This is a genomic window from Thalassoroseus pseudoceratinae (assembly GCF_011634775.1).
Lineage (GTDB): Bacteria > Planctomycetota > Planctomycetia > Planctomycetales > Planctomycetaceae > Thalassoroseus > Thalassoroseus pseudoceratinae.
The window spans coordinates 44,000-66,404 of the sequence record NZ_JAALXT010000008.1; the positions used below are offsets into that span (position 1 = coordinate 44,000).

At 54.6% G+C, this 22,405-nt stretch carries 18 protein-coding genes; 9 read left to right on the forward strand and 9 right to left on the reverse strand.

All coding sequences use genetic code 11. The features are described 5' to 3' along the window. Position 1 precedes the first annotated feature (1 nt). Together asnB and G6R38_RS24565 are read right to left on the reverse strand one after the other, a co-directional pair. Complete coding sequence (asnB, locus tag G6R38_RS24560) at positions 2 to 1,951, reverse strand: asparagine synthase (glutamine-hydrolyzing) (RefSeq protein ID WP_166831450.1); 1,950 nt, start codon at positions 1,949 to 1,951, stop codon at positions 2 to 4. Beyond that, positions 1,951 to 3,081, reverse strand: coding sequence for a glycosyltransferase (locus G6R38_RS24565; RefSeq protein ID WP_166831451.1), 1,131 nt, complete (start codon positions 3,079 to 3,081; stop codon positions 1,951 to 1,953). The genes asnB and G6R38_RS24565 overlap by 1 nt, the downstream gene beginning before the upstream one ends. Before the next feature lie 183 nt (positions 3,082 to 3,264). Here G6R38_RS24565 and G6R38_RS24570 point away from each other — a divergent pair, with 183 nt between their 5' ends. The 4 genes from G6R38_RS24570 to G6R38_RS24585 all read left to right on the forward strand — a co-directional run bounded on the left by G6R38_RS24570 (position 3,265) and on the right by G6R38_RS24585 (position 8,707). Next, positions 3,265 to 5,559 carry a DUF1592 domain-containing protein gene (locus G6R38_RS24570; protein WP_166831452.1) on the forward strand — a complete coding sequence of 765 codons (2,295 nt, stop codon included), beginning with the start codon at positions 3,265 to 3,267 and terminating at the stop codon, positions 5,557 to 5,559. 80 nt (positions 5,560 to 5,639) lie between these two features. Then, on the forward strand, positions 5,640 to 7,025 hold the full coding sequence (locus G6R38_RS24575) for a DUF1552 domain-containing protein (protein ID WP_166831453.1): 1,386 nt from the start codon (positions 5,640 to 5,642) through the stop codon (positions 7,023 to 7,025). 73 nt (positions 7,026 to 7,098) lie between these two features. Continuing rightward, complete coding sequence (locus G6R38_RS24580; protein WP_166831454.1) at positions 7,099 to 7,881, forward strand: NYN domain-containing protein; 783 nt, start codon at positions 7,099 to 7,101, stop codon at positions 7,879 to 7,881. Between the two features lie 43 nt (positions 7,882 to 7,924). Further along, positions 7,925 to 8,707 carry a 3-keto-disaccharide hydrolase gene (locus G6R38_RS24585; RefSeq protein WP_166831455.1) on the forward strand — a complete coding sequence of 261 codons (783 nt, stop codon included), beginning with the start codon at positions 7,925 to 7,927 and terminating at the stop codon, positions 8,705 to 8,707. A 125-nt stretch (positions 8,708 to 8,832) separates the two neighbouring features. Here G6R38_RS24585 and G6R38_RS24590 read toward each other — a convergent pair whose 3' ends face one another. Together G6R38_RS24590 and G6R38_RS24595 are read right to left on the reverse strand one after the other, a co-directional pair. Next, entirely contained in the window at positions 8,833 to 10,239 is a 1,407-nt protein-coding gene (locus tag G6R38_RS24590; RefSeq protein WP_166831456.1) for an arylsulfatase, read from the reverse strand. Between the two features lie 179 nt (positions 10,240 to 10,418). Beyond that, positions 10,419 to 11,234: a 2-keto-4-pentenoate hydratase gene (locus G6R38_RS24595; protein ID WP_166831457.1), complete on the reverse strand. Its 816-nt coding sequence runs from the start codon at positions 11,232 to 11,234 to the stop codon at positions 10,419 to 10,421. 275 nt (positions 11,235 to 11,509) lie between these two features. Here G6R38_RS24595 and G6R38_RS24600 point away from each other — a divergent pair, with 275 nt between their 5' ends. Beyond that, on the forward strand, positions 11,510 to 12,553 hold the full coding sequence (locus tag G6R38_RS24600; protein WP_166831458.1) for a glucose 1-dehydrogenase: 1,044 nt from the start codon (positions 11,510 to 11,512) through the stop codon (positions 12,551 to 12,553). 46 nt (positions 12,554 to 12,599) lie between these two features. Beyond that, complete coding sequence (locus G6R38_RS24605) at positions 12,600 to 13,628, forward strand: AI-2E family transporter (protein ID WP_166831459.1); 1,029 nt, start codon at positions 12,600 to 12,602, stop codon at positions 13,626 to 13,628. Between the two features lie 98 nt (positions 13,629 to 13,726). Here the strand turns inward: G6R38_RS24605 and G6R38_RS24610 are convergent, their stop codons facing one another. The 3 genes from G6R38_RS24610 to G6R38_RS24620 form a co-directional block, all read right to left on the reverse strand. After that, the gene (locus G6R38_RS24610) at positions 13,727 to 15,076 is read right to left on the reverse strand and encodes a Gfo/Idh/MocA family protein (protein WP_166831460.1); all 1,350 of its coding nucleotides are present in this window, start codon (positions 15,074 to 15,076) and stop codon (positions 13,727 to 13,729) included. Positions 15,077 to 15,227: 151 nt separating this feature from the next. Beyond that, positions 15,228 to 16,217, reverse strand: a complete 990-nt coding sequence (locus G6R38_RS24615) for a glycosyltransferase family 2 protein (protein WP_166831461.1) — start codon at positions 16,215 to 16,217, stop codon at positions 15,228 to 15,230. Between the two features lie 2 nt (positions 16,218 to 16,219). Continuing rightward, positions 16,220 to 17,248, reverse strand: coding sequence for a lysylphosphatidylglycerol synthase transmembrane domain-containing protein (locus tag G6R38_RS24620; RefSeq protein WP_166831462.1), 1,029 nt, complete (start codon positions 17,246 to 17,248; stop codon positions 16,220 to 16,222). Positions 17,249 to 17,330: 82 nt separating this feature from the next. Here G6R38_RS24620 and G6R38_RS24625 point away from each other — a divergent pair, with 82 nt between their 5' ends. Together G6R38_RS24625 and G6R38_RS24630 are read left to right on the forward strand one after the other, a co-directional pair. Continuing rightward, a complete protein-coding gene (locus G6R38_RS24625) occupies positions 17,331 to 17,939 on the forward strand; it encodes an MT-A70 family methyltransferase (protein ID WP_166831463.1) in 609 nt (202 codons plus the stop codon). Positions 17,940 to 18,174: 235 nt separating this feature from the next. After that, entirely contained in the window at positions 18,175 to 18,444 is a 270-nt protein-coding gene (locus G6R38_RS24630) for a hypothetical protein (protein ID WP_166831425.1), read from the forward strand. 81 nt (positions 18,445 to 18,525) lie between these two features. Here the strand turns inward: G6R38_RS24630 and G6R38_RS24635 are convergent, their stop codons facing one another. Continuing rightward, the gene (locus tag G6R38_RS24635; protein ID WP_166831464.1) at positions 18,526 to 20,175 is read right to left on the reverse strand and encodes an alpha-keto acid decarboxylase family protein; all 1,650 of its coding nucleotides are present in this window, start codon (positions 20,173 to 20,175) and stop codon (positions 18,526 to 18,528) included. 704 nt (positions 20,176 to 20,879) lie between these two features. Next, a complete protein-coding gene (locus tag G6R38_RS24640) occupies positions 20,880 to 22,223 on the reverse strand; it encodes a 6-phosphofructokinase (RefSeq protein WP_166831465.1) in 1,344 nt (447 codons plus the stop codon). Here G6R38_RS24640 and G6R38_RS28290 point away from each other — a divergent pair. Then, a complete protein-coding gene (locus tag G6R38_RS28290; RefSeq protein ID WP_261345419.1) occupies positions 22,222 to 22,356 on the forward strand; it encodes a hypothetical protein in 135 nt (44 codons plus the stop codon). The genes G6R38_RS24640 and G6R38_RS28290 overlap by 2 nt on opposite strands. Positions 22,357 to 22,405: the final 49 nt, after the last annotated feature.

The following is a 22,405-nucleotide window of genomic DNA, read 5'->3' on the forward strand; positions in this document are numbered from 1 at the left end:
GTCAGGACGATGAACTTGAAAATTCCGTGGGACACTCCGCGGGCGACGGCTGATCGAGATACACCCGCTGCCAACCTTCCAAACAGATCAACGCCCACAATCGGGCACTGTGGTCCCACTGGCCGGAGACGTGTTCCCGCACCAATTCACGCACCGCATCCGGTCGGAATAAACCACGATCCAAAGCCCTCTGCGACAGTAACACATCGTCGAGCAATGGACGAAGCTCATCACGAAACCACGAATCGAGCGGCACACCGAACCCCATTTTCGCTCGGTTTTGGATCGGTTCGGGGATCAGGTCGTCGAATGTTTCCGTCAGAATCCGTTTGCCACGCCCGCCAGACATTTTCCATTCCAACGGCATCCGGGCGGCCAATTCAACCACATGGTGATCTAGAAACGGGCTGCGACATTCCAACCCCACCGCCATACTTGCGATGTCCACTTTGGTGAGAATATCGCAAGGCAAATACGTCAACACATCGGCCGCGGTCGCACGGGTGACGATGTCGCGACTCGGGCACAACTCATACGAAGACAACAAGAAATTCTCGCTGTGAACATCTTGCAACATCGTGCGGAATTCGTCGGAATACAAACTCTGTCGTCGCTGGGAATCGAAGATGCCAACCCAGTTGAGATACCGCAATTCCGGCGGTAGTCGGAGTCCAGCCAATAGTCGTTTCAGTCGCCGTCGGAACGATTTCTGTTTTGAGGATGCCGGAACTTGCTGCCAGAGTTTTGCAGTCAACAATTGTCTGAGCGGTTTGGGCAACCGATCGAATTTCGCACCGAAGGCGACGGCTCGATACCGATCGTAACCGGCAAACAGTTCATCACCGCCGTCGCCGGACAACGCCACTGTGACTGCTTGCCGAGTGACTTGGCACAACGCCATCGTCGGTATCGCGGAACTATCGGCAAAGGGTTCGTCGTAATGCCAGATCAAACGGGGCAACGTCTCAACCGCTTTCGGCTCGACGACGAACTCATAATGATCGGTCCCTAAGTGCTCCGCCGCCATCCTTGCGAAATGGCGTTCGTCGAATTGCTTGACGGGGAAACCGATGGAATAGGTTTGCACTTGCCGATCCGATTCCTGCTGCATCAATCCTGCGATGAGTGTGGAGTCGATCCCGCCGGAGAGAAACGCCCCCAACGGTACATCGCTCCGCATTCGTAACCGCACCGCTTCGGTTAACGTCTCTCGCAGGTGTTCGGACCAATCGGATTGAACTTTTTGATCGATTGGCCGTTCGTATGGCGGCGACCAGTAGCGTTCGATGCTGAGTTTTCCCCCTTCAAACGTCATCCGATGCGCGGGGGGAAGTTTTGCGTACCCTTTCAGAATACACATCGGGTGCGGCACATACTGATACTGCAAATACGCATCGACCGCCGCCGGATTCAACTCACGAACGGCATCGGGAAGTTGCAACAACGCCTTCAATTCACTGGCGAACACGACTCGCCCGGCATGCTCTCGATAGAACAACGGTTTCTGGCCGATGCGATCCCGAGCGATGAGCCCGCGATGCTTTCGCGTGTCCCAGATTGCGAATACGAACATGCCCCGAAAGTGATCAACGCAGTCGTCGCCATACTCCTCGTAGGCATGCACGATGACTTCCGTATCACTGTCCGTGCGGAATTGATGGCCTCGCGATTGCAGGTCGGATCGCAACTCCCGGTAGTTGTAAATCTCACCGTTGAAACTGACCCAGACGGTTTCATCCTCGTTGCAGAGAGGCTGTTTTCCGCCACCGATATCAATAATCGACAACCGCCGATGCCCCAGTGCCGCCCCGCCGAATTGGTCTTCCGACGTGAGATGGAAGCCGTCCGCGTCCGGTCCGCGATGCCGCAACGTACTGGTCATTCGGTGTAGCAATTCTTCGGAGAGCGGTTCACCATCGCCGCTCCAAAACGCACCCGCGATCCCACACATTAGCCGTTCTGCTCCTGTGTGATGGAGCGGAATAGTTCGGCATGCCGCTCGACCATTTGTTCGATGCAGAAGTGTTCCCGCATCCGTGAACGAGCCGCAGTTCCGAGTCGAGCTTTCAATTCGGAATCCGCCAAGATGCGGTCCGCGAACTGAGCAAAAGCCGGGCAGTCTCCAACGTTCACCACGTACCCCGTTTCCCCATCCACGACCAATTCCCGATTCGGTGGAATGTCGCTCGTGATGGCGGGCACACCGGCGGCCATGGCCTCCATGAGACTATTCGACATGCCTTCGAATTCGCTGGCCAACCAGAACACATCAAACAACCGCATCAAGTTCGACGAGTCTTGTCGATGCCCCGCAAAACGCACGAACGGTGCACACGTCATCTGTCGAGCGAACTCTCCCAGGGCATCACGTTCCGGCCCATCACCGACAATTAGCAGAAACACGTTCTCTTGGATTTGCCGAAGCATTTGGATGCTCCAAATCAAATCCTTGACCCGTTTCTGCGATGCCAACCGCCCGACATAGCCGACAATCCGAGCATCCGCGGGCAAGTCGAACTCCGCCAGCATGCGTTTACGTTCGTCTTGCGATAATGGTTCTGAATCGGTGACGTCCACGCCATTGGGAATCACGGTAATTTTCTCGCTGGGAACGCCCTGCTCTTGATAGAACGCCCCGACACTCTCGCCGTTGACAACCCACCGATCGGTCCGCGATTGCAGCTTTTGATCGGTCTTCAACTGCCAACCGGATTTCCAAGAATCCACGCACCGCTCGCTGACGATTACCTTTGGCTGCGGATTCTTTCCCACGGCCAGCCGTCCATAGGTGTTCGCGGTGAACAACCATGTGTGGACGATGTCTGGTTGCAAGCTCCGAACCAAACGCCGCAACCGCCACAAAGCCACCGGGTCCGCCTTCATCCGTTTGTGCAAAATCGTCAGCGGAATGTTGGCTTCTTCCAGCCAGTCGGCATACGGACCGCCCCGCGTCAACGCGACGGCGTGTAGATCGAATTCATCCTTCGGCAACCCTTTCGCCAAAAGTGAGAACTGTTTTTCGGCTCCGGAGCGGTCCAGAGTGGCAATCACGGACAACACACGAATCACGGCAGCGGACATCCTGCTAGCTGATTTTTGAAGAATCCTATTCGGCGAATCATCGACCACCGACCACGAATTTGCAACGCCACGCAATTCCTCATGCGACGACCGTCGACCAACAGGGGCTGTTCGTCAATGAGATTCCTGATAAGATGAAGCGATTAGTTTCCCGCCCAATTTCCAACCTTGAAGCATGCTCATATGCGTTGCGTTTTTCTTTTGGTCATCTCAATACTGGTGAATTCCTCGACCACTGCGGAAGAGCTGAAACCCGAGTCGGCCACGCTTTTTGAACAGTCTTTGCGGCCGGTGCTGGTCGAAACGTGCGGTGATTGCCACGACCCGGACGACGCCGAAAACGCCGTTCCGTTTCTATCGGCAACCAAAGCCGAGGCCGTCGCCACGCATCGAGGACTTTGGAAAAACGTTGCTGAGCAACTCCGCAATCGGACTATGCCGCCCGCCGATGCCGTTCAACCCAGCGAAGAAGATCGCCTGCGAATCGCGAATTGGATTGACGAAACGCTCCGCCAAACTGCGTGCCAACTCGGTGAGTACGCCGGTCAGGTTGTCAGCCGGCGATTGAATCGCATCGAATACGACAACACGATCCGCGATTTACTCGGGGTCGATCTGGACGTGTCCGACACCTTCCCCGTCGACGGGTCCGGTGGCGAAGGCTTCAACAACAACGGTGAAACCCTGTTCCTTCCCCCAATCCTGATGGAACGCTACCTCGAAGCCGCCACCACCGCACTCGATGCCGCCATTGTCACGCCACGATTGAAGAAGACGTTCCGCCCGGATGATTTGCAAATCGAGTCGAAGTCTCAACGGAATTCCAATCAAACGCTTCCGAAGAAATCGGCGGCGAATGCATTCGTGACCGTTTACGTGGCGGGTGATTACACCATTCGCGTAACGGCGGCAACAACGGAAAGTCACCCCGCGAAAGTCGTGCTGAAACTCGATGGCATCGCCGCGAACCGTTTCGAATTCACTGGCGAGAAGAACAAACCGATCCAGGAATCCGCCGTGGTCCGTCTCGCACGCGGTGTGCACGCCATTACCATCCGAACCGAGGAAACACCGCTGACGATTCATCGGCTGGAAATCACTGAGAACCGCAACGAACCGTCCGACCGCAAGTTGGAGAACCATCAAAAACTCCTCGGACGGTCACCCGGCGATATCCCGAAGAATCCACGTGACGCCGCTTACAAAGTCTTGAAGAAATTCACACGCCGAGCATTCCGCCGACCGGTGGGCGAGACGGAAATCGAGGGTTATCTTTCACTTTACGATCGAGCCGCCGAACGAGGCGATCCATACCCCGAAGCCGTCAAGTTGGCGATGAAAGCCGTCTTGGTCTCGCCACATTTCCTGTTCCGCGTGGAAGACGAACCCAACGGCAGCCAGCTCGAACCAATTGGCGACCACGAACTCGCTGTGCGGCTGTCGTACTTTTTGTGGTCGTCAATGCCAGATGACGAACTGAACCGGCTCGCCGATGCCGGGAAACTGCACGAACGCGATGTTCTCACATCGCAAATCAACCGCATGCTCAACGACCCGAAAGCCGACATTTTCGCGGAGCAGTTCATCGGTCAATGGCTTGGCACTCAGAAAGTCGGTAATGGACACGCACCGGACACCAGCACATTCCGCGATCAGTTCACGTTCAAACTCGTCTTCGATATGCAAGCCGAGCCGTTCCACTTGTTCGCTCACATTTTGGAGCAAAACCGTAGCCTGTTGGAGTTGATCGATTCCGATTACACCATTCTCAACCGCCGAATGCAGGTGCATTACGGTCTCATCAAACCGCCGAAGGATGCGGGATCAAAGTGGGTGCTGAATCAGTATCGGGAAAAAGACGGCGGCTCTTGGGAACTCGTGGAACTTCCGAACGACCAACGTGGCGGCGTGTTGGGAACGGCCGGTGTTCACATGCTGACATCCTATCCCAACCGGACCAGCCCCGTGTTGCGTGGTGGATGGGTCTTGGAAACGCTGCTCGGCGTGCATGTTCCATCACCACCACCTGACGTTCCGGAACTCAAACGTGGCAAGAAAGAAAAGAAGTCACTCCGCGAGCAACTCGCCATGCATCGTGACCATTCCGCGTGTGCCGCCTGTCACAATCTCATGGATCCGGTCGGTTTTGCGTTGGAGAACTTCGATGTCCTCGGGCGTTGGCGAGAAAAGGACGGCAACCAAGAAATCGACGCCTCCGCGACACTTCCTACCGGTCAAAAAATCAACGGCCCTGCTGGACTCCGAAAGGCATTGCTGGACCGAAAAGACGATTTCCTCCGCCAACTCACACGCAAAATGCTCGGCTACGCCCTGGGTCGCAGTCTGACGGATGCCGATGATTGCACTATTGGTCAAATTACCGACGCCGTCACCAAAGACGATTACAAGGCAAGAACACTCGTGCGTGAAATTGTTCTCAGTACCCCCTTCCGCATGCGATCCGGCCCGTCGAATTAGACGAACGGTGTATCACACGCCGAGGAAAATTCGATACGCTACGAAATCGCCGCACTCAGATATTTCCAATAGGAGCCACCATGAACCTTCGACTTTCCCGAACGATTTCCCGTCGAACCGTACTGCGTGGAACCGGAGCGGCATTGGCGTTGCCTTGGCTCAATGCGATGGCGTCCCGCACATCCGCCGCCGAATCGCTGGAGAAACCACCGCTCCGAAGCGTATTCCTGTTCATGCCCAACGGTGTGCGACCGGATCACTGGACACCCGCCGGCGACGACGAATCCTGGGAAATCACGCCGATGTTGAAGCCCTTGGCGAACGTCAAGGACGAGATCATGCTGCTGGAAAATCTGTGGAATGAACAAACCGTGGGACGGAACGGTCACTGGCCGAAAGTGCCCGCGTTTCTCTCGGGCGGTTTTGTCGTCCGCACGTCCGGACGCGACATGGACACCGGCGGAACGTCCGTGGATCAACTGATGGCCGCCAAAATTGGCGACCGCACACCATTGCCGTCGCTCGAACTTGGTGTGGATGAAGCCTACACGGGCGTCGATAATATCGGTGGCGGTTTTACACGCATCTACGGTTCGCACATTGCTTGGCGTGACCCGCACACACCGGTCCCCAAAGAAATCGTGCCGCGGTTGGCCTTCGATCGACTCTTCCGCACCGGACCGGCCGAACCGGTTGTTTCCGGTTTCACTCCCCGTCAACCGGCGGTGGTGAAATCGTTGGCACGCGACGACACAAGCGTGCTCGACCTCGTCCTCGAAGACGCCAAGAACCTGAGTCGCCGGGTCGGTAGCGAAGACAAAGTCAAAATCGACGAGTATCTCGAATCTGTCCGCAGCGTCGAACGCCGTATCGAGAACGCCCTCAAACCGCAAAAGCGCTGGATCAACGAAGGACAATTCGACCTGTCCCGCCCCAAACCCGGAATTCCGGAAACCCACATCGAGCACGTCCGCTTGATGCTCGACATCCTCGTACTCGCTCTCTGGACCGACTCCACTCGCATCGCCACATTCATGTTCGGCAACGCTCAGACGGGGCGAAACTTCTCGTTCCTCGACGGTGTTCGCGGCAGCTTCCACGGCCTTTCACACCATCGCAACGAAGCGAAAACCTTGGCTCAATACGAGAAGATCGGCACATGGCACATTGAACAATTGGCTTACGTTTTGGAGAAAATGAAAAGCCTCGATGAGGCTGGTTCATCGCTTCTCGACAACAGCCAAGTTGTGTTCGGTTCAACACTCCGCGACGGCAACCGACACGATCCCCACAACCTGCCGATCATTCTCGCGGGGCGTGGAACGGGTCTGCTCCGCCCCGGTCGTCGTGTGCGTGCCGAACGAGACACACCGCTTTGCAATCTGTATTTGACGATGTTGCATCACATGGGAATCGACGCAAAGTCGTTCGGCGACAGCACCGCCGCATTGCGAGGGCTGAGCTAAACGCCTACTCTGTGTTTCGCGAATCCGCAATATCATTTTTAGCTATCGTTAAAATCCTGCGAGGGAATTCGGGATGAGTGAGTCTGTTGAACAATTAATCGCGGTCTTCATCGATTTCGAGAACCTCGCACTGGGTGTGCGAGACATGAAGGTCGGGAGGTTCCAAATTGAGCTTGTCCTCAAGCGACTGCTGAAAAAAGGCCGCATCGTTTACAAACGTGCCTACTGCGATTGGCGAAACTACGGCGATGCCGTTCGTGAGTTTCATGGCCAAGGTATTGAGCTGATCGACATCCCCCAAACGAAAATGAGCGGCAAAAACAGTGCCGACATCCGCATGGTGGTCGATGCGCTCGACCTCTGCTATTCCAAAGACCATATCGACATGTTCGCCCTCATCTCCGGCGACAGCGATTTCTCACCGCTCGTTTCCAAGCTCAAAGAGAACAACAAACGCGTGATTGGCTGCGGCGTCAAAAGTTCGACGTCCGATTTGCTGATCAGCAACTCCGATGAATTTATCTACTACGATGACTTAATCCGCACCGCCCAAAAGAAACCGACCCCTCCCAAAACAAACAAACCCAAAAAAGAACTGTCCGACAAGGAAAAGAAGCAAGAGGCCAGCGACCGGGTCATGGAGGTGCTGCTCTCGATGGATCAAGACTATGACACGCTCTGGGGGTCGATGCTCAAACAAGCAATCCGCCGCGTCTACCCCGGCTTCAACGAAGGCTATTACGGTTACGATAGTTTCTCCGACCTACTCGAAGACTTGGAAGACCAAAGCCTCGTCGTCCTCGACTATGATGAAAGTCGCGGCAACTACAAGGTTCGTCGCGGACGAGTGAAATAAAAATCTCCCACTAAACAACAAGGCCTTTCAACGGAGACGATTCATGAGACTAGCCCTAGCAGCGCTCTGCTTGCTTGCGACCACGATGCCCGCCAATGCCGATGACGGCCCTAAAGTTGGCGAATGGTATTCGCTATTCAATGGAAAGAACCTAGACGGCTGGACCCCAAAAATCCGACATCACAAATTGGGGGAGAACTACAAAAACACCTTCCGCGTCGAAGACGGCGTGATGAAAGTTGGCTACGAAGGTTACGACAAGTTCAACGAAACTTTCGGACACATTTTCTACAACACACCGTTCTCACATTATCGACTGCGACTTGAATATCGTTTCGTCGGCGAACAGTGTGAAGGTGGTCCCGGCTGGGCGATCCGCAATAGTGGCATCATGATTCACGGCGAAGATCCAAAACTCATGGATATCGACCAAGACTTTCCCGCATCGATCGAAGTGCAACTGCTAGGCGGCGGCCCCACAGGCAAACGCACCACGGGCAACCTGTGTACTCCTTACACGCATGTGGTTATGGACGGCAAACTCCTCAAACGACACTGCACAAGCTCGACCTCGAAAACCTATCGCGGAGAACAATGGGTGACAGCCGAAGTTGAAGCCCATGGCGATGGAGAGATCAAACACTTCATCAATGGTGAAGAAGTCCTCTCTTACTCGAAACCGCAACTCGACGAAGGCGAAGCCCACTCAAAAATGCTCGCTGAGAAAGCCGGTCAAGTCATGCTCACTGGTGGCACGATTTCGCTTCAATCCGAAAGCCATCCGTGTGAGTTCCGAAAAATCGAAATTATGCTACTCAAAGAGTAGACGAGTTATCACCTCGTTTCCGTGTAACGACTGACTTTGGCGACACGGGGAAACATCAAAAAAGGACGCCCACCAATCCATCCGATTGGTGGGCGTTCTGCTTATATATCGACTATCGAAAACGACTATTTTTTGTCGAACGGAAACGGCCACAGTTTTGATGGCGTGTGAGCCTGCTCGAACATGGTCTTCGCTTCATGAACAATCTGTGGATGGCTCGCAGCCACGTTGTTGGACTCGTCAATGTCTTTTGACAAATCATAGAGTTCGATTGGCGAAGGCTTTTTCTTGTTCATATTGAGCTGCACCGCTTTCCAATTGCCGAACCGCACGGCTCGCTTCCCGCCCCGCTCGTGAAATTCCCAGTACAAATACTTGTGCGGCGTTTGCTCTTTCGGGTTTCCAAGTAGTGTAGGCACGAGAGAAATGCCGTCGACGTTTTGAGGTACCGCCACTCCGGCGAGTTCACAACAGGTCGGCAGAATATCCCAATGAGCCGAGATCAGATCGCTTGTGGTTTTCTTAGGCACGCGACCTGGCCAACGCACGAGAAACGGCGCGCGAATTCCGCCTTCATAGAGATCGCGTTTAAACCCTTTCAATGGCCCATTGCTATCAAAGAACCGCGGGTTATGCCCACCTTCCAAGTGCGGGCCATTATCTGAGGTCAACATTACGATTGTGTTTTCGTCAATTTCAAGCTCGGCTAGCAATTCGAGCAACTGTCCGACATCTTCATCAAGTTTCGTCATCATCCCCGCAAAAGCTGCGATTGGGTTATCCACTTCAGGACCACTGTAACGACCAATTTTGCCGTTGAACTGCGAGAACTTTTTGCGAAACGGATCGGAATACGAGTCGGGAACATGCATGGCAGCATGTGGAATCGTCACTGGCAGGAAACAGAAGAACGGCTTGTCCTGATGCTCCCGTACAAAGTCCAACGCATGCTTCATGATCAGATCATGCGAGTACGTTTTCCCGTCGAGCATCACCTTTTCTGTGTTGTGCCAAAGATGAGTCGGATAGTAGCTATGAGCTTCGCGTTGGCAGTTGTAGCCGAAGAACTCATCAAACCCTTGGTTAACAGGATCACCTTCCGACCCCGGCGATCCAAGTCCCCACTTGCCAAAACCGCCAGTTGCATAACCGGCTTGTTTCAACAATTCCGGCAGCGTGACCGTCTCATCGGGAATTGGCTGCTGGCCTTCGGGCTTCACTTCTTTGTTTCCACGTATATAGCAGTGCCCCGTATGCTGACCAGTCATCAGAACACACCGTGTCGGTGCACACACCGTGCAACCGGCATAGTGCTCCGTGAACTTCATCCCTTCCTCAGCGAGACGATCAATGTTTGGTGTTTCGAACTGTGACTGTCCATAACACGACAGATCACCATACCCTGCGTCGTCTAGCAGGATATAAACAATATTCGGACGCAACGGTTTCTTCGCATTGTCTTTGGCATCAGACTCCGTCGTCATCCCTAGCATCAAAGACACAAATAATAGATAGCTGAGTGTTTTCGTCATTCGAAAAGTCCTCTCCCTTCTTCAGAATCCTAAGAACTAGATTTCAGAATTGTGTGGATTGAAACGAGATCGCTTTGGTTCTGCCTGAGCGACAGTCCCAGCAACTTCCGCAGTGGAAAGGGATCTAACATAGTCCCTTCCAAACATGATTAAAACCCCGATGAATGACCCCCATTGATCTATGCAAAACGCACCGCTGCTTCTCCAAGATCCGCAAAGTGCACGCTCACGAGATCACCACGCGAGACCCATTGAGTCTGCACGACACTTCCCAATGCAATCAGCCAACCGGCTGGAATCTCGCGTTGCCGAGCGGACTCCGAATTGGCCAGCCAAACAAGAGCTTCAAGCGGGTGACCGTTGATGATGTCGCGTCCGACACCATCCCCCACGGATGTTCCGTTAATGCGCATCTCGCCGTGAACGGATGCCAAATCGAGTGTCTGCCAATCGGTGACCGGTGGACCAAGAACCAAACCCGCACCGAAGAAATCGTCCGCCACCCAAGTTCGCCAATCTGGCTCGCGGTTTGCGAAATCGACGTAACGATCATCGACAATTTCGATGGCTGCAAAGACGGCTTCCACATGATGTGCAATTTCTTCGCGACCATAGGAATGATCACGGGGCTGAATCGACTTGCCAATTCGCACCGCAATTTCGCACTCCACCCCGACATGCAGAAAGCGATCGAAGGAAACTTCGCCACTGTGCTGCAAAACCGTCGACTCAAAAATACCGCCGGCGCAGGGGTGAGCCATCCCGAGGTACGCTTGCATCACTGGTGTCGTGCAGCCGATCTTTGTGCCGACGACTTCCCCCCGCCCTGCTTCGGTCAGCAATTCATGGAGACGGCTTTGAATTGCCATCGCGTCCGCCACTAATTGCGGCCGACACACCGGGGGCAAATGCGAAATCAGTCGCGGCGGATGAGCACGCCCGCGGAAAAGTTGCCGAGCGGCCTGATCCAGTTCATCTGGAGACAGAGGCTTCATTTGATTCTCAATCGTAAATTTTCGGTGGTTATCATTCTCTCAGCTTGGACGCCGAACTACCAGCCGATTGCCCGCCGTGTCACTGATTCCGCCCGAAAACTCCGTTGCCCTGCGGTTGACAGTCCATTGTTGACCCGGGATTCCGCTTCTCCACTCGGAAGCTCTTGAAGTCACCGTCAATACGAAGGTTTTTTGACCGCAATGGTTTGCGATTTGCTGAGGAAGTCTGTTCGTTAAATGATTACCGTGCGAGACGATTCCTCAAAGGTTTTGTGATGAAAGCACTCGTTGTCCATCCCGGCCAGCCAAATTCCGCGAGTTTGCGTGAGGTCCCGGAACCGGATCCGCATCTTGGAGAAATTCTGGTGGAGACGTTAGCGGTGGGTGTCTGCGGAACCGATCGAGAAATCATCGCCGGAGAATACGGAGCCGCTCCCGCGGAAGACGACTACCTCATTCTTGGTCATGAATCTCTGGGTCGGGTATTGGAAGCTCCCGCAGATGGCGAGCTGCAACCGGGCGATTTGGTGGCGGGCATCGTGCGACGTCCCGACCCGGTTCCGTGTCCCAGTTGTGCGGTGGGCGAATGGGATATGTGCACGAATGAGAAATACACTGAGCATGGAATCAAAGGTTTGCATGGGTTCTGTGCGGAGCGTTTTCGTGTCACGACTTCGCACGCTGTTAAACTTGCCCCGAATCTTGAGAATGTCGGTGTGCTAGTCGAACCTGCAAGCGTGGTTGCCAAAGCTTGGCAACACATTGAACGTATTGGCAACCGCGCTCACTGGTCGCCGAGCCGAGTCCTAGTCACCGGCGCCGGACCGATTGGCTTGCTTGCCGCCCTGCTAGGCGTTCAACGCGGGTTTGATGTGCACGTACTCGATTTAGCCGAAGATGGTTTGAAACCCGAGCTCGTCGAAGAGCTGGGAGCCACCTATCATCATGATGGAATCCAAGAGGCATGCTGCGGAGCTGACATCGTCGTGGAATGCACGGGCGTTGGCCGTCTCGTTTATGAGGCGACGCAATGCAATGCTCATAGTGGAATCGTTTGCTTGACAGGTATTTCCTCAGGCCAGCGTGCGATTGATGTCGACTGGGCAGAACTCAATCGACGAATTGTGCTGGAAAACGATGTCGTCTTCGGCACCGTCAATGCAAACCGCGAGCACTATGAACTTGCTGCAGATGCATTGAAAGAGGCTAATAACGAATGGCTGGAACGACTAATCACAAGACGCATCCCCATCGACAATTGGCAAGCAATACTAGAACGCCCCGTCGATGACGTCAAAACTGTGATCACCTTCGACTAGCAATCATCAACTCGCAATCCTCGAACACAAATACTAGGGCTAACCAGTGAAACCATTCGCGAAACGTGTCTGGATCGCAGCCGGGATCATCGCCGCGATGGTGGTGGGACTTTGGCTTTTTACGTCTTTGTTTCAAGCCATTCTGATATTGTTCGCCGGCACGATTCTAGCAGTTTTCCTAACACAACTAAGCCATCGCCTAGCAAATGCGACCTCGTTGAATTACCAGTATGCGTTTGCACTCGTTGTGATCACATTTTTGACCATCATGATAGGCGGCGGCTATCTGATGGGCAACCAGATTGTTGACCAACTGAGCCAGCTATCCGAGGAACTTCAGTCAGCAAGTGACTATCTCCTTGACCGTATGGAAAACACCCCGAAATTGGCCGAATTCATTCGGTCGAACGGTGAATCATCCAATATCGCCAATCGCCTCTTCACAACCATTCAAACCACTGTTTCACTCACGATCACCGCTATCGGTGGGTTCATTCTGTTCTTGTTTCTCGGCTTCTACTTTGCCTATCAAAGCAAACTTTATCGAGACGGTGTGCGGCAACTCTTCCCTGACAATTTTCATAGTCGGTACGATGAGATTTGCGATCGTCTCTATAATTCCCTTTGGAAATGGATGCTCGGCCGAATGTTTAGCATGGTCGTAATCACAATTGGTTCGACCGTGGGACTATACTTTATGAACATTCCGGTGCCGATCACACTCGGTGTGATCGCGGGGCTGCTAACATTCATCCCAAATTTCGGGCCGGTACTCGCAGCGATCCCACCAATGCTGATTGGTCTCAAACAAGGTGTCGATGTCTCGGTCTATGTCGCCATCTACTATACTGGGTTGCAATTCGTCGAAAGCTATTTTCTAACACCGTTTGTTGCGGAACATCAGGTCTCATTGCCGCCAGTTGTGACTTTGTCGTGCCAACTTATCTTTGGAACGTTGGCCGGTGTGCTTGGAGTCCTTCTCGCGGAACCGCTTGCTTTGGCGACGATGTTGCTAATCCAGGAACTCTACCTCATTGATACGCTCGGACGAGATCCGGCTGACGTCCGAACCTAGTGAGTCTTGCAGTCATCGACATCTACAGTCAACGCAAAAACGCCCAAGGCGAATGCCTTGGGCGAAGCGTTTGATTGGCAATTGATTTTCAAACTGAGTTACGCGTACTCGCGTTTGGTTTCCAAGCCGGGCATTGGAACAGGATAGGTGCCATCCGGGCCTGCTTGGACAGGGGCGGGCGAACTCATCGTGAGTTGATCGACGGTCGGTGCGAATTCGTGTTCGCAGTTTAGCATTTCGTCGAATGTGATCACGCGTCCCGTGTGAGCCGCCATCCGTCCCATGGAGGTAACCAGGCTCGCTTTCGCACCGCGTTCGACTTCGTTGTAGTGTTTGTTTTCACGGATCGCGGCGATCAGATTGTTCCATTCCAACTGATAAGGATTTGGCTCGCGACGCGGACCTTGCCAAGTGATCTTGCTGCGATCGAACTTTTGTCCTTCGTAGATTCGGCTACGAGCTGGTGAGTGCGACGACGCGGAAATCACAGCGGACCCCTTCGAGCCATGGGCATAGCTCGCGAATTCGTTGTGGCAACCGACCATGTTTCGTCCGTTGAGGAACAACTTCGTGCCATCTTCGAAGGTGTACTCGACGGAATAGGTATCGAAGTTCTGGTCGACGTAGTCGTCTCGATAATGCCGACCACCGGAAGCTTTTGCTTCCACCGGCCAGGCGTTTTTCATCCAACAGCATTCGTCGATATTGTGAATCAAGAAGTCACTGTAGGCCCCACCGCTGGCCCAAAGGAACGAGTGGAACCGGCGAATCTGATATTCCAGTTCGTTCATGCCATCGGGTTTGGCTTTGGAGAACGCTGACGCAACCGGGCCAAGCATGCGGTAGGCCCGCAGGAACAAGACATCCCCGATTTCGCCGTCTTGAATCCGATTGAACAGTTCGCCGCGAATCTCACAGTGACGGCACATGAGTCCCACGCCGACTTTGAGATCTTTCTCTTTTGCCTTCTCGTTGAGAGCCAAAATCTTCCGTGTGGATGGACCGTCGACGGTGACGGGTTTTTCCATGAAGACGTTGAGGCCCTTCTCGATCGCGTATTTGTACATCACCCAGCGGAATGCAGGCGGCGTTGTGAGGATGACGACGTCACCAGGACGCAGACAATCCATCGCATTTTTGTACCCATCGAATCCGAGGAACTGCCGACCTTCCGGCACATCGCAGCGGTCGGGGAATGAAGTCGTCAGGGTTTTGTGGCTGGGTTTCAGTCGGTCCCCGAATACGTCGGCCATGGCGACGAGCTTGATCGAACCGTTTTGCACGGACAACGCGTTCGCCGCCGCTCCCGTGCCGCGTCCGCCGCAACCGACCAAAGCGATTTGAATTGTGTCATCCTCGCCCGCAAACGCATGCGGAGCGGAGGCAGCTAGCACGGCCCCGGCAGCGGCCACTTTTCCCGTGTTGGTCAGCATTTCACGACGGTTCATCAAACTCTCCTCAGGCTGGATTCATCGAAATGAAGGGGGAATCCTTGCGTGGGAAGATTCCCGGATCGAATCGTTCCAATGTACCCGGCCAAGACAGAGGGCGAAAGTGAAACGTCGGTTTCGGGTGTTTCACTGCACCTGGCGTGATGCTCTACGGCATCACGTCGGACTTCATCGCGTGATCCCCGGCCCCCGTTGACGAGGTGCGTTCGGCAACACTGTAGGTGTCGGCGTCACGACCGGTATTGGATACGATCAGTTCCGCGAGTAGCCCCAGCGAAATCGCCTGGGCCCCCAGCAATGCCGATGCGACAGAATAAGCGAGCAATGGTCGCGTGCCGATGGGGTCGAAACTGAAACCGGCGACGTTCGTCAGCAACCAGCACACAGCCAAGATGCCCAGACCAACCAGGCCCAAACCGAAGAACAGCAATCCGAACGCACCGAGCATATGTTGCGGACGCTGACCAAAACCGGTTAGAAATTTCACGGTGAGCAAGTCGAGGAACCCGCGCATAAACCGTTTGACCCCGTATTTCGAATGTCCGAATTGACGAGAACGGTGATGCACCGGCACTTCGGTCACACGGAATCCTCGTGCGTGTGCCAGCACCGCAATAAACCGGTGCAACTCCCCGTAAATGCGAATTTCGCGAGCAACTTCGGTGCGGAAGAGTTTGAGTCCGCAGTTGTGATCGTGCAAACTGAGCTTCGTCAACTTGCTGACCATCCAGTTGAAGACTTTGCTCGGGTACACCTTGTGCCATGGGTCGAGACGCCGTTGTTTCCAACCATTGACCACGTCGTAGCCTTCGTCCAATTTCGCGAGGAACTTGGGAATCTCGGCGGGGTCGTCTTGTAAGTCGGCGTCCATCATCATGATGACTTGCCCGCGAGCGGCTCGCATACCAGCGGTCAACGCAGCGGCCTTGCCAAAGTTGCGTCGAAAGCGAATGCCGCTAATGCGATCGTCTTGTTGTGCCAGTTCATCGACCACAGCCCAAGACTGGTCGGTGGAACCATCGTCGATAAAGACGACTTCAAACGCGACTTGGTTCTCATCACAAGCGGTGGTAATTTCGCTGTAAAGTTCGCGTAAACTTTCGTCTTCGTTCAGCACCGGAATGATAATGGAAAGCATGATTAGTGATCCGTTGTCAGCTGTTCGTGATTGTTGGTGGAGCCGAGCGAATACAACGTGCCGGCAATAATGACTTCAACGATAAACCAGACGAGTCGCAAGAGCACCGAGGCAGCGACCGCCTGCGATTCGGCGACATCCGGCCGGAGTGTTTGGAGCGTGACAATCAAGATTCCCTCACGCACGCCCAGACCACCGGGCGCGAAAATCGCGACGAAACCGAGGACCGTCGCCGCAGAAACCGCCCCGATAAGAATTGGCAAATCTGTGATTGCGACATTGCCGCCGACGGCTTGGAGTGTAAGTCCTAGACTGATCGCCAAGAAACCCCACCCGAGAATCAGCACACCGAACGCTTCCGCAAGCAGCCCCGCGGAAAGTTCAAACGAACGGCCTTCGCCACGCATTTCTAGTGGTGTCAGTTTGAAGACGACTGCGGTCAGAAGCTTCGCGAGCACAGGCAGAAGCCCAACACATCCGAGAACAACAAGCCCCGCCATCAGCCACGGTCGCGTTACAAACCATTGGAACCAAATCGGCGATTTCGCGACCCATTCCGACGAAAGCAACACCGGAGCGAGCGCCGTCGCCAATGCCGCCCCCACGCCCATCATGATCAAAGTCTCGAACGTTGCCGTCAGTGCGGACAACCGAATCGGCACACCAAGTGGTCGCAGTAATCCCGATCGAATGACGAGTACCGTCGCTTTTCCGGGAACATATTTGCCGAGATGTCCGCAGAAGTAAGCCCGAGTGGCATCCCACACCGGCACGTTCTCGCCGCAGGATTGCAACATCCGTCGCCAAAACCAGACTGACGGAATCCACCCCAAACCGTAAGACACGCCAGCGGCAATCGCCCAAGGCCAAGAGAATTCAAGATCCTGCGTTCCGCTTTCTTGGAACATGCGGACCGCTCGTCGTCCCACGAAAACCAGGACCAAGCCACACAGCGACCACTTCACGATCCGCCACGCCCAAACTTTCGTCGGGTTGGGAACTTCTCGGGGATCGGTCGCTTCCGTAGTCATAAGGTGATGGCCAGATGGCACTTTGCTTCAAAATCCGTTCAAATAGACCTTTGAATCATGACGATTTTCGGAGAGTGAGTCTATGTCAGTCGGTTTGCCGGGGATTGAGGGGCAATTTTCAACGATCTTGGCTGATCCCCCCTGGCGATTTCGCAACCGGACCGGCAAAGTCGCTCCGGAACACGGCCGACTAAACCGTTATCAGACCCTTTCCTTAGAGGAGATCTGCGATCTCCCCATCGCCAACCATGCCACGGAGCCGGCTCATCTTTACCTATGGGTGCCGAATGCGTTGTTGCCGGAAGGATTGCAAGTCCTTTCTGCATGGGGGTTTGAGTACAAAACCAACCTCATCTGGTACAAGACTCGCAAAGACGGCGGTCCGGATGGACGTGGTGTGGGCTTCTACTTTCGCAACGTGACGGAAATCCTACTGTTCGGTGTTCGAGGACGTTTGCGAACCGAGGCGCCAGGACGTCGGCAAGTCAACTTGATCCCCCATCGCAAGCAGGAACACTCCCGCAAACCGCGAGCGTTTCACGAGTTAATCGAAGAATGCAGCCGCGGACCGTACTTGGAACTCTTCGCCCGTGAAGCCGTGCCTGGCTGGACCCAATGGGGTGACGAGTTAGACACCTACATGGAAACACGTCGCGTGGCACCGGGATATCGGGGTGGTATCGAGAGTTGAGGACAGATATCAAAGCGTGGTGGAGGCTAGCTCTACTCTCCACCTACAACCGACGTATCACTCCGTCCACAGAGATCGGTTTATGACAATTTGCCCGAATACACGGATTCTCCCGAAGATTCCGAGATGGGTGGTCGATGATAGGGGTAACGACCGGCCTCATGGGCAAACGGGGACTGGTGAATCGTGTGACTCAGCCGAGAACGGCTGCAAGGCCAATTGTGAGGGAACATCAATGAGCCGATTGCTCCAAATGCGGTTTTGGCAGCTACCCAGCGTTTTGGCTGTCGTGGCATGCACTAGCGGCTGCCCAATGATTCCTCCGATGACGCAAACCACCGTCGGCGGTCAAACATTGCCATCCGCATACTACCTGCGAGACGATGTGCAATACTTCCCGGCCGGACCGGAATTCCAGCTGACCAACGAAGTGCAGGCGCACGAAGAATATCGCCTGCAACAGCAAGCTATCGAGGACGGACTCGACGTCGACATCGCACCGTAGTTGCCGATGCCGAGAGTGGAGGGTTGAGTGTCGAGAGTGGGAGCCAGAATTCCCCACCCTCGACCTACGACGATCGCCCCTCTACAAATGCTCCGACATCCGCGCCGCTAATCGTTGCAGCGCGGGACTTGTGTCGTGTGGCTCCAGGTGGATGTTCAGCAGACTGAAGCTGTCGGTATTGGCGAGTGCGGCTTGAATCGCCTTCTCCAATTCGCCTTCGGTGTGGACTTCAAACCCCCATCCGCCGCCGATCACGTCTGGCAGACGATGGTAGTTCCAATTCGGGATATCATTAAACGGGCCTTCCTGAAGGAACCGTTCGGTCGTGTACCCCTTGTTGTTGAGCACCATCACGATTGGGTTAAAGCCCAGCTTCAATGACGTGGACAGCTCCATTCCCGTCATCTGAAACGCTCCGTCACCGACAAGCACCAACGGACGCAGCTCCGGCTTGGCGACTTGCACACCAACGGACGCCGGCACCGCGAACCCCATCGATGTGTAATACGCCGGACTGATGAACTCGGTGTGACGGTAAATCGTCAAATCGCTGGCTGCGAACAACGAATCTCCCACGTCGGCGATGACGCACATGGATTCGTCCAACAGTCCGTTGATCCGTTGATACAACCGTTTGATCGTGAGCGGTTCGGCGGCGTTCGGTTCAAACGGGGCGATTTCGATTTTCTCTTTGGGCATTTCCCGTTTTGGTGGTTTGAGCGGTGCTTTTGCCAGCCCTTCAACGAAATCGGAAAGCATCACCTCGTGAAAGTGATGATGTCGAATACGGAGTTGCTCACTCGTGGCATAGATACATCGACTCGGATCGAGACGAGCCGTGAAGATGCCCAGATTGATATCCGTCATAAACGTGCCCAGCAGGATCACGCAATCACTGTCTTCCACGTACTTGCAGACGGATTCCCGCCCCATCGCCCCCTCGTACACACCGAGGTAGAGCGGATGTTTCTCGCTGACAACCGATTTTCCCAGCAGCGTGGCGGCCATCGGGATTTCGTGAGTCTCAGCGAGCTTGAGAACTTCCTCCCGCAGACCGAAGCGGTGAATCTCCACGCCCGCCAGGATGACCGGTTTTTTGCATTTGTCGATCAATTGCCCGGCTTCTTCGATGGCTTCGTGAAGCGCGTCGGGATTGCTCTGAGCAACATGGGTGCTCGGTTCGTGTGGGAACATGGGTTTGGTGTCGACACGGTCTCGGGGAAGTTCCAAATACACCGGTCGCCGATACCGCACCGCCGCCTCCAAACAGCGGTCGATTTCCCGAAACGCGGTGAGCGGATCATCGAGTGACGCGGTGGCGACCGTGATCTTCTCGAAGACTTCGCGTTGCGTGTTGAAGTCGCGGACTCGGTGATGCAGTAGCGGATCAGTCCGGCGTTCCTCGATTCCCGGAGCCCCGCTGATCACCACCACCGGCGACTTCTCCGCATACGCCCCGGCCACGGAGTTGCACAAACTCAATCCACCCACGCAATACGTCACGCAGACGGCTCCCAACCCGTTCACGCGAGCATACCCATCCGCCGCATAACCGACGCAATCTTCCCGCGTCATGCCAATCACGCGAATCGGGCTTTCCTCCAACTTCCCATAAAAGTTCAGCACAAAATCGCCGGGGATACCGAACAGGTCTTTCAGGCCATAATCCTGCAATCGCCGAATCAGATATTGCCCAATCGAATCCGGCTGCGTCGATTTTTTCCGAGCCATAACCGCCCTCCTTTATCATCAAAAGAGATTGTCGGGTGGGTTGTCGTTACACTTCCATTCTATGCATTAGCTAATAGACAGATGGCGAAAAGTCGGAATTCAATGCTAGAACTGGCCTTAAGTTCAGCGCAGCCAGGAGGGGCAAAATGGAAAGAATCGACGAATCAACCGATGTTGCCGGGTTGCTGGGCCGTTTCTTCGACTTCACTGACTCACTTTTGCACTCGTTATCTCTCAGATTCTCAAGGCAGGGGAATCAACGGCTTGAGGTCCGGATTGCGACCAGAGAAGCAGTCGCTGACGAGACGAATGGATGGACTGTCGGCGTTTTCGTGGTCGACAACATCATTGAAATGAAATTCGAAGAACACTGGAAACGTAAGCACGGAGTAATCTCCGATGGAATTCATGTCGTCAAGATTGGCGAATTGGTCGGCATCGAATTCGGAAACTCATACGAGAAACCTATGTCGATGAACGACCTGCAAGAGTCCGAATGCTTCGCATTGGGGAAAGAACTGTGGTTTGGAACCGAGCCATATACGGAAGAGATTTGGAGGTTTAAGCACTTCCAATGATCAATTAATCTGGACACAATCGCCGACACGACAAAAAAAGCCCCGACGCTGTGACGCCGGGGCTTCGATCTTCGATTATTGGTCGGTTGTAGTGGCGTGCTTCTACACCTGACACCTCACATCAACCTATCGGTCGTTGACGTGCGTTTCCAAAAACCGGGCGAGTTTGTGGAAGTCGCTGCCGGGTTGGATGTAGCGGACCATCGTGACGAGGTTGTCTGGATTGACGAGTTTTTCGAACGGCACGTAGTGCAAATCGAGTTGGCCAGTGACGGAGACCATCACGCCGTTGAGTCGTTCCTCGACCAAAGCCCGATACGCTCCCACACCGAGTTGGCTGCCGAGCATCACGTCGAACGCTTGCGGACGGGCACAACGGGATTCGTAACCGAGTTGGATCCCCCGTAAACGCTTCTTGCTGCCGGTTTGTCGTTGGTACTCTTCGCCGACCAGCTTCGCGATCATCTTGCCGAGATCAACGTGGGCGACCGAAATGTGCCCGTGCGGATCGCGGGGAACACCTTCGAGAGCCTGAGCCGACAAATATTCCGCCAACCCTTCAGCGAGCACGACGGCACCGAAGTTCTTGTTCTCGGATTCCTCACGAGCGCGAATCGTGCTCACGATCCGTTTGACGACGGCGTCGATGTTCATCACAGGACGAGTGGTTTTGACACCATCGACTTCGACCTCTTCTTCATCCCGGTATTTGCCACGAATGTCTTCGACGCTGATGACCAAGCTCGCTTCACCGGCAATCGCCGCACCGTAAGCCAACCAACCGGCACTGCGGCCCATGGTTTCGACGATGAAATAGCTGCCGTCGGCCTCGGCATCGGCGAGCAAGTTGCGAATCTCACCGGCGAGGGTTTCGACAGCGGTGAAGTAACCGAAGGTGAAGTCGATCCCCATGTAGTCGTTGTCGATCGTCTTCGGCACATGGACGACGGAGATCTTGCTGGTGCCTTCCGGCAGTTGATCTTGATACAGCTTAAATTTGTTGGCCGTTTTGAGGGTGTCGTCGCCACCGATCGAGACGAGCAAATCGACATCCAACGACCGTAGGGCTTCATCGACGGTCTTGAGCGGCGCGATTCGCTCGGCGTCTTGCAGGTGTTCTGGCGAACTCACGTGAGCCCCCGGATTCGCCCGTGCGGTGCCGATCATGATGCCTTGCGAGTTGCGTGATCGCCGCAGATGACGTTCGTCGAGCAGGAAGTAATCCTGATCTTCCACCATCGGTCGGTCGGCGGAGTATTGCATCAGCCGCGAGTAGCCGTACCGGACGCCGACGACTTCGATTCCGTTGTTCATGAACGAAACGGCGGCGGTGGAGATCACGGCATTCGCAGCCGGTGCCGGTCCGCCGGAGAACAAAATGGCCGCCCGGCGGAAATTGTGCTCAGCTTTTGCGGGTGGGCCGATTACGGATTCGGGTTGAGACGCATTGCCGTCAGGTGTGGTCGTCATGGCAAATCGAATTGGATACCTAAAAAATGTCTGTACGGACCGCCAGCGGAACGCTCCCCTGGGCGTGTTCGCCGCTCATCCTAACGGGTCCGTCGGCGTGTTGCCAGTGTTCGTGGCGGTGAAGATCTCGTGAGTGGAACAGAGTAATCCGACAGTCCGCTTCAGTCCAATTTCATGCCCGT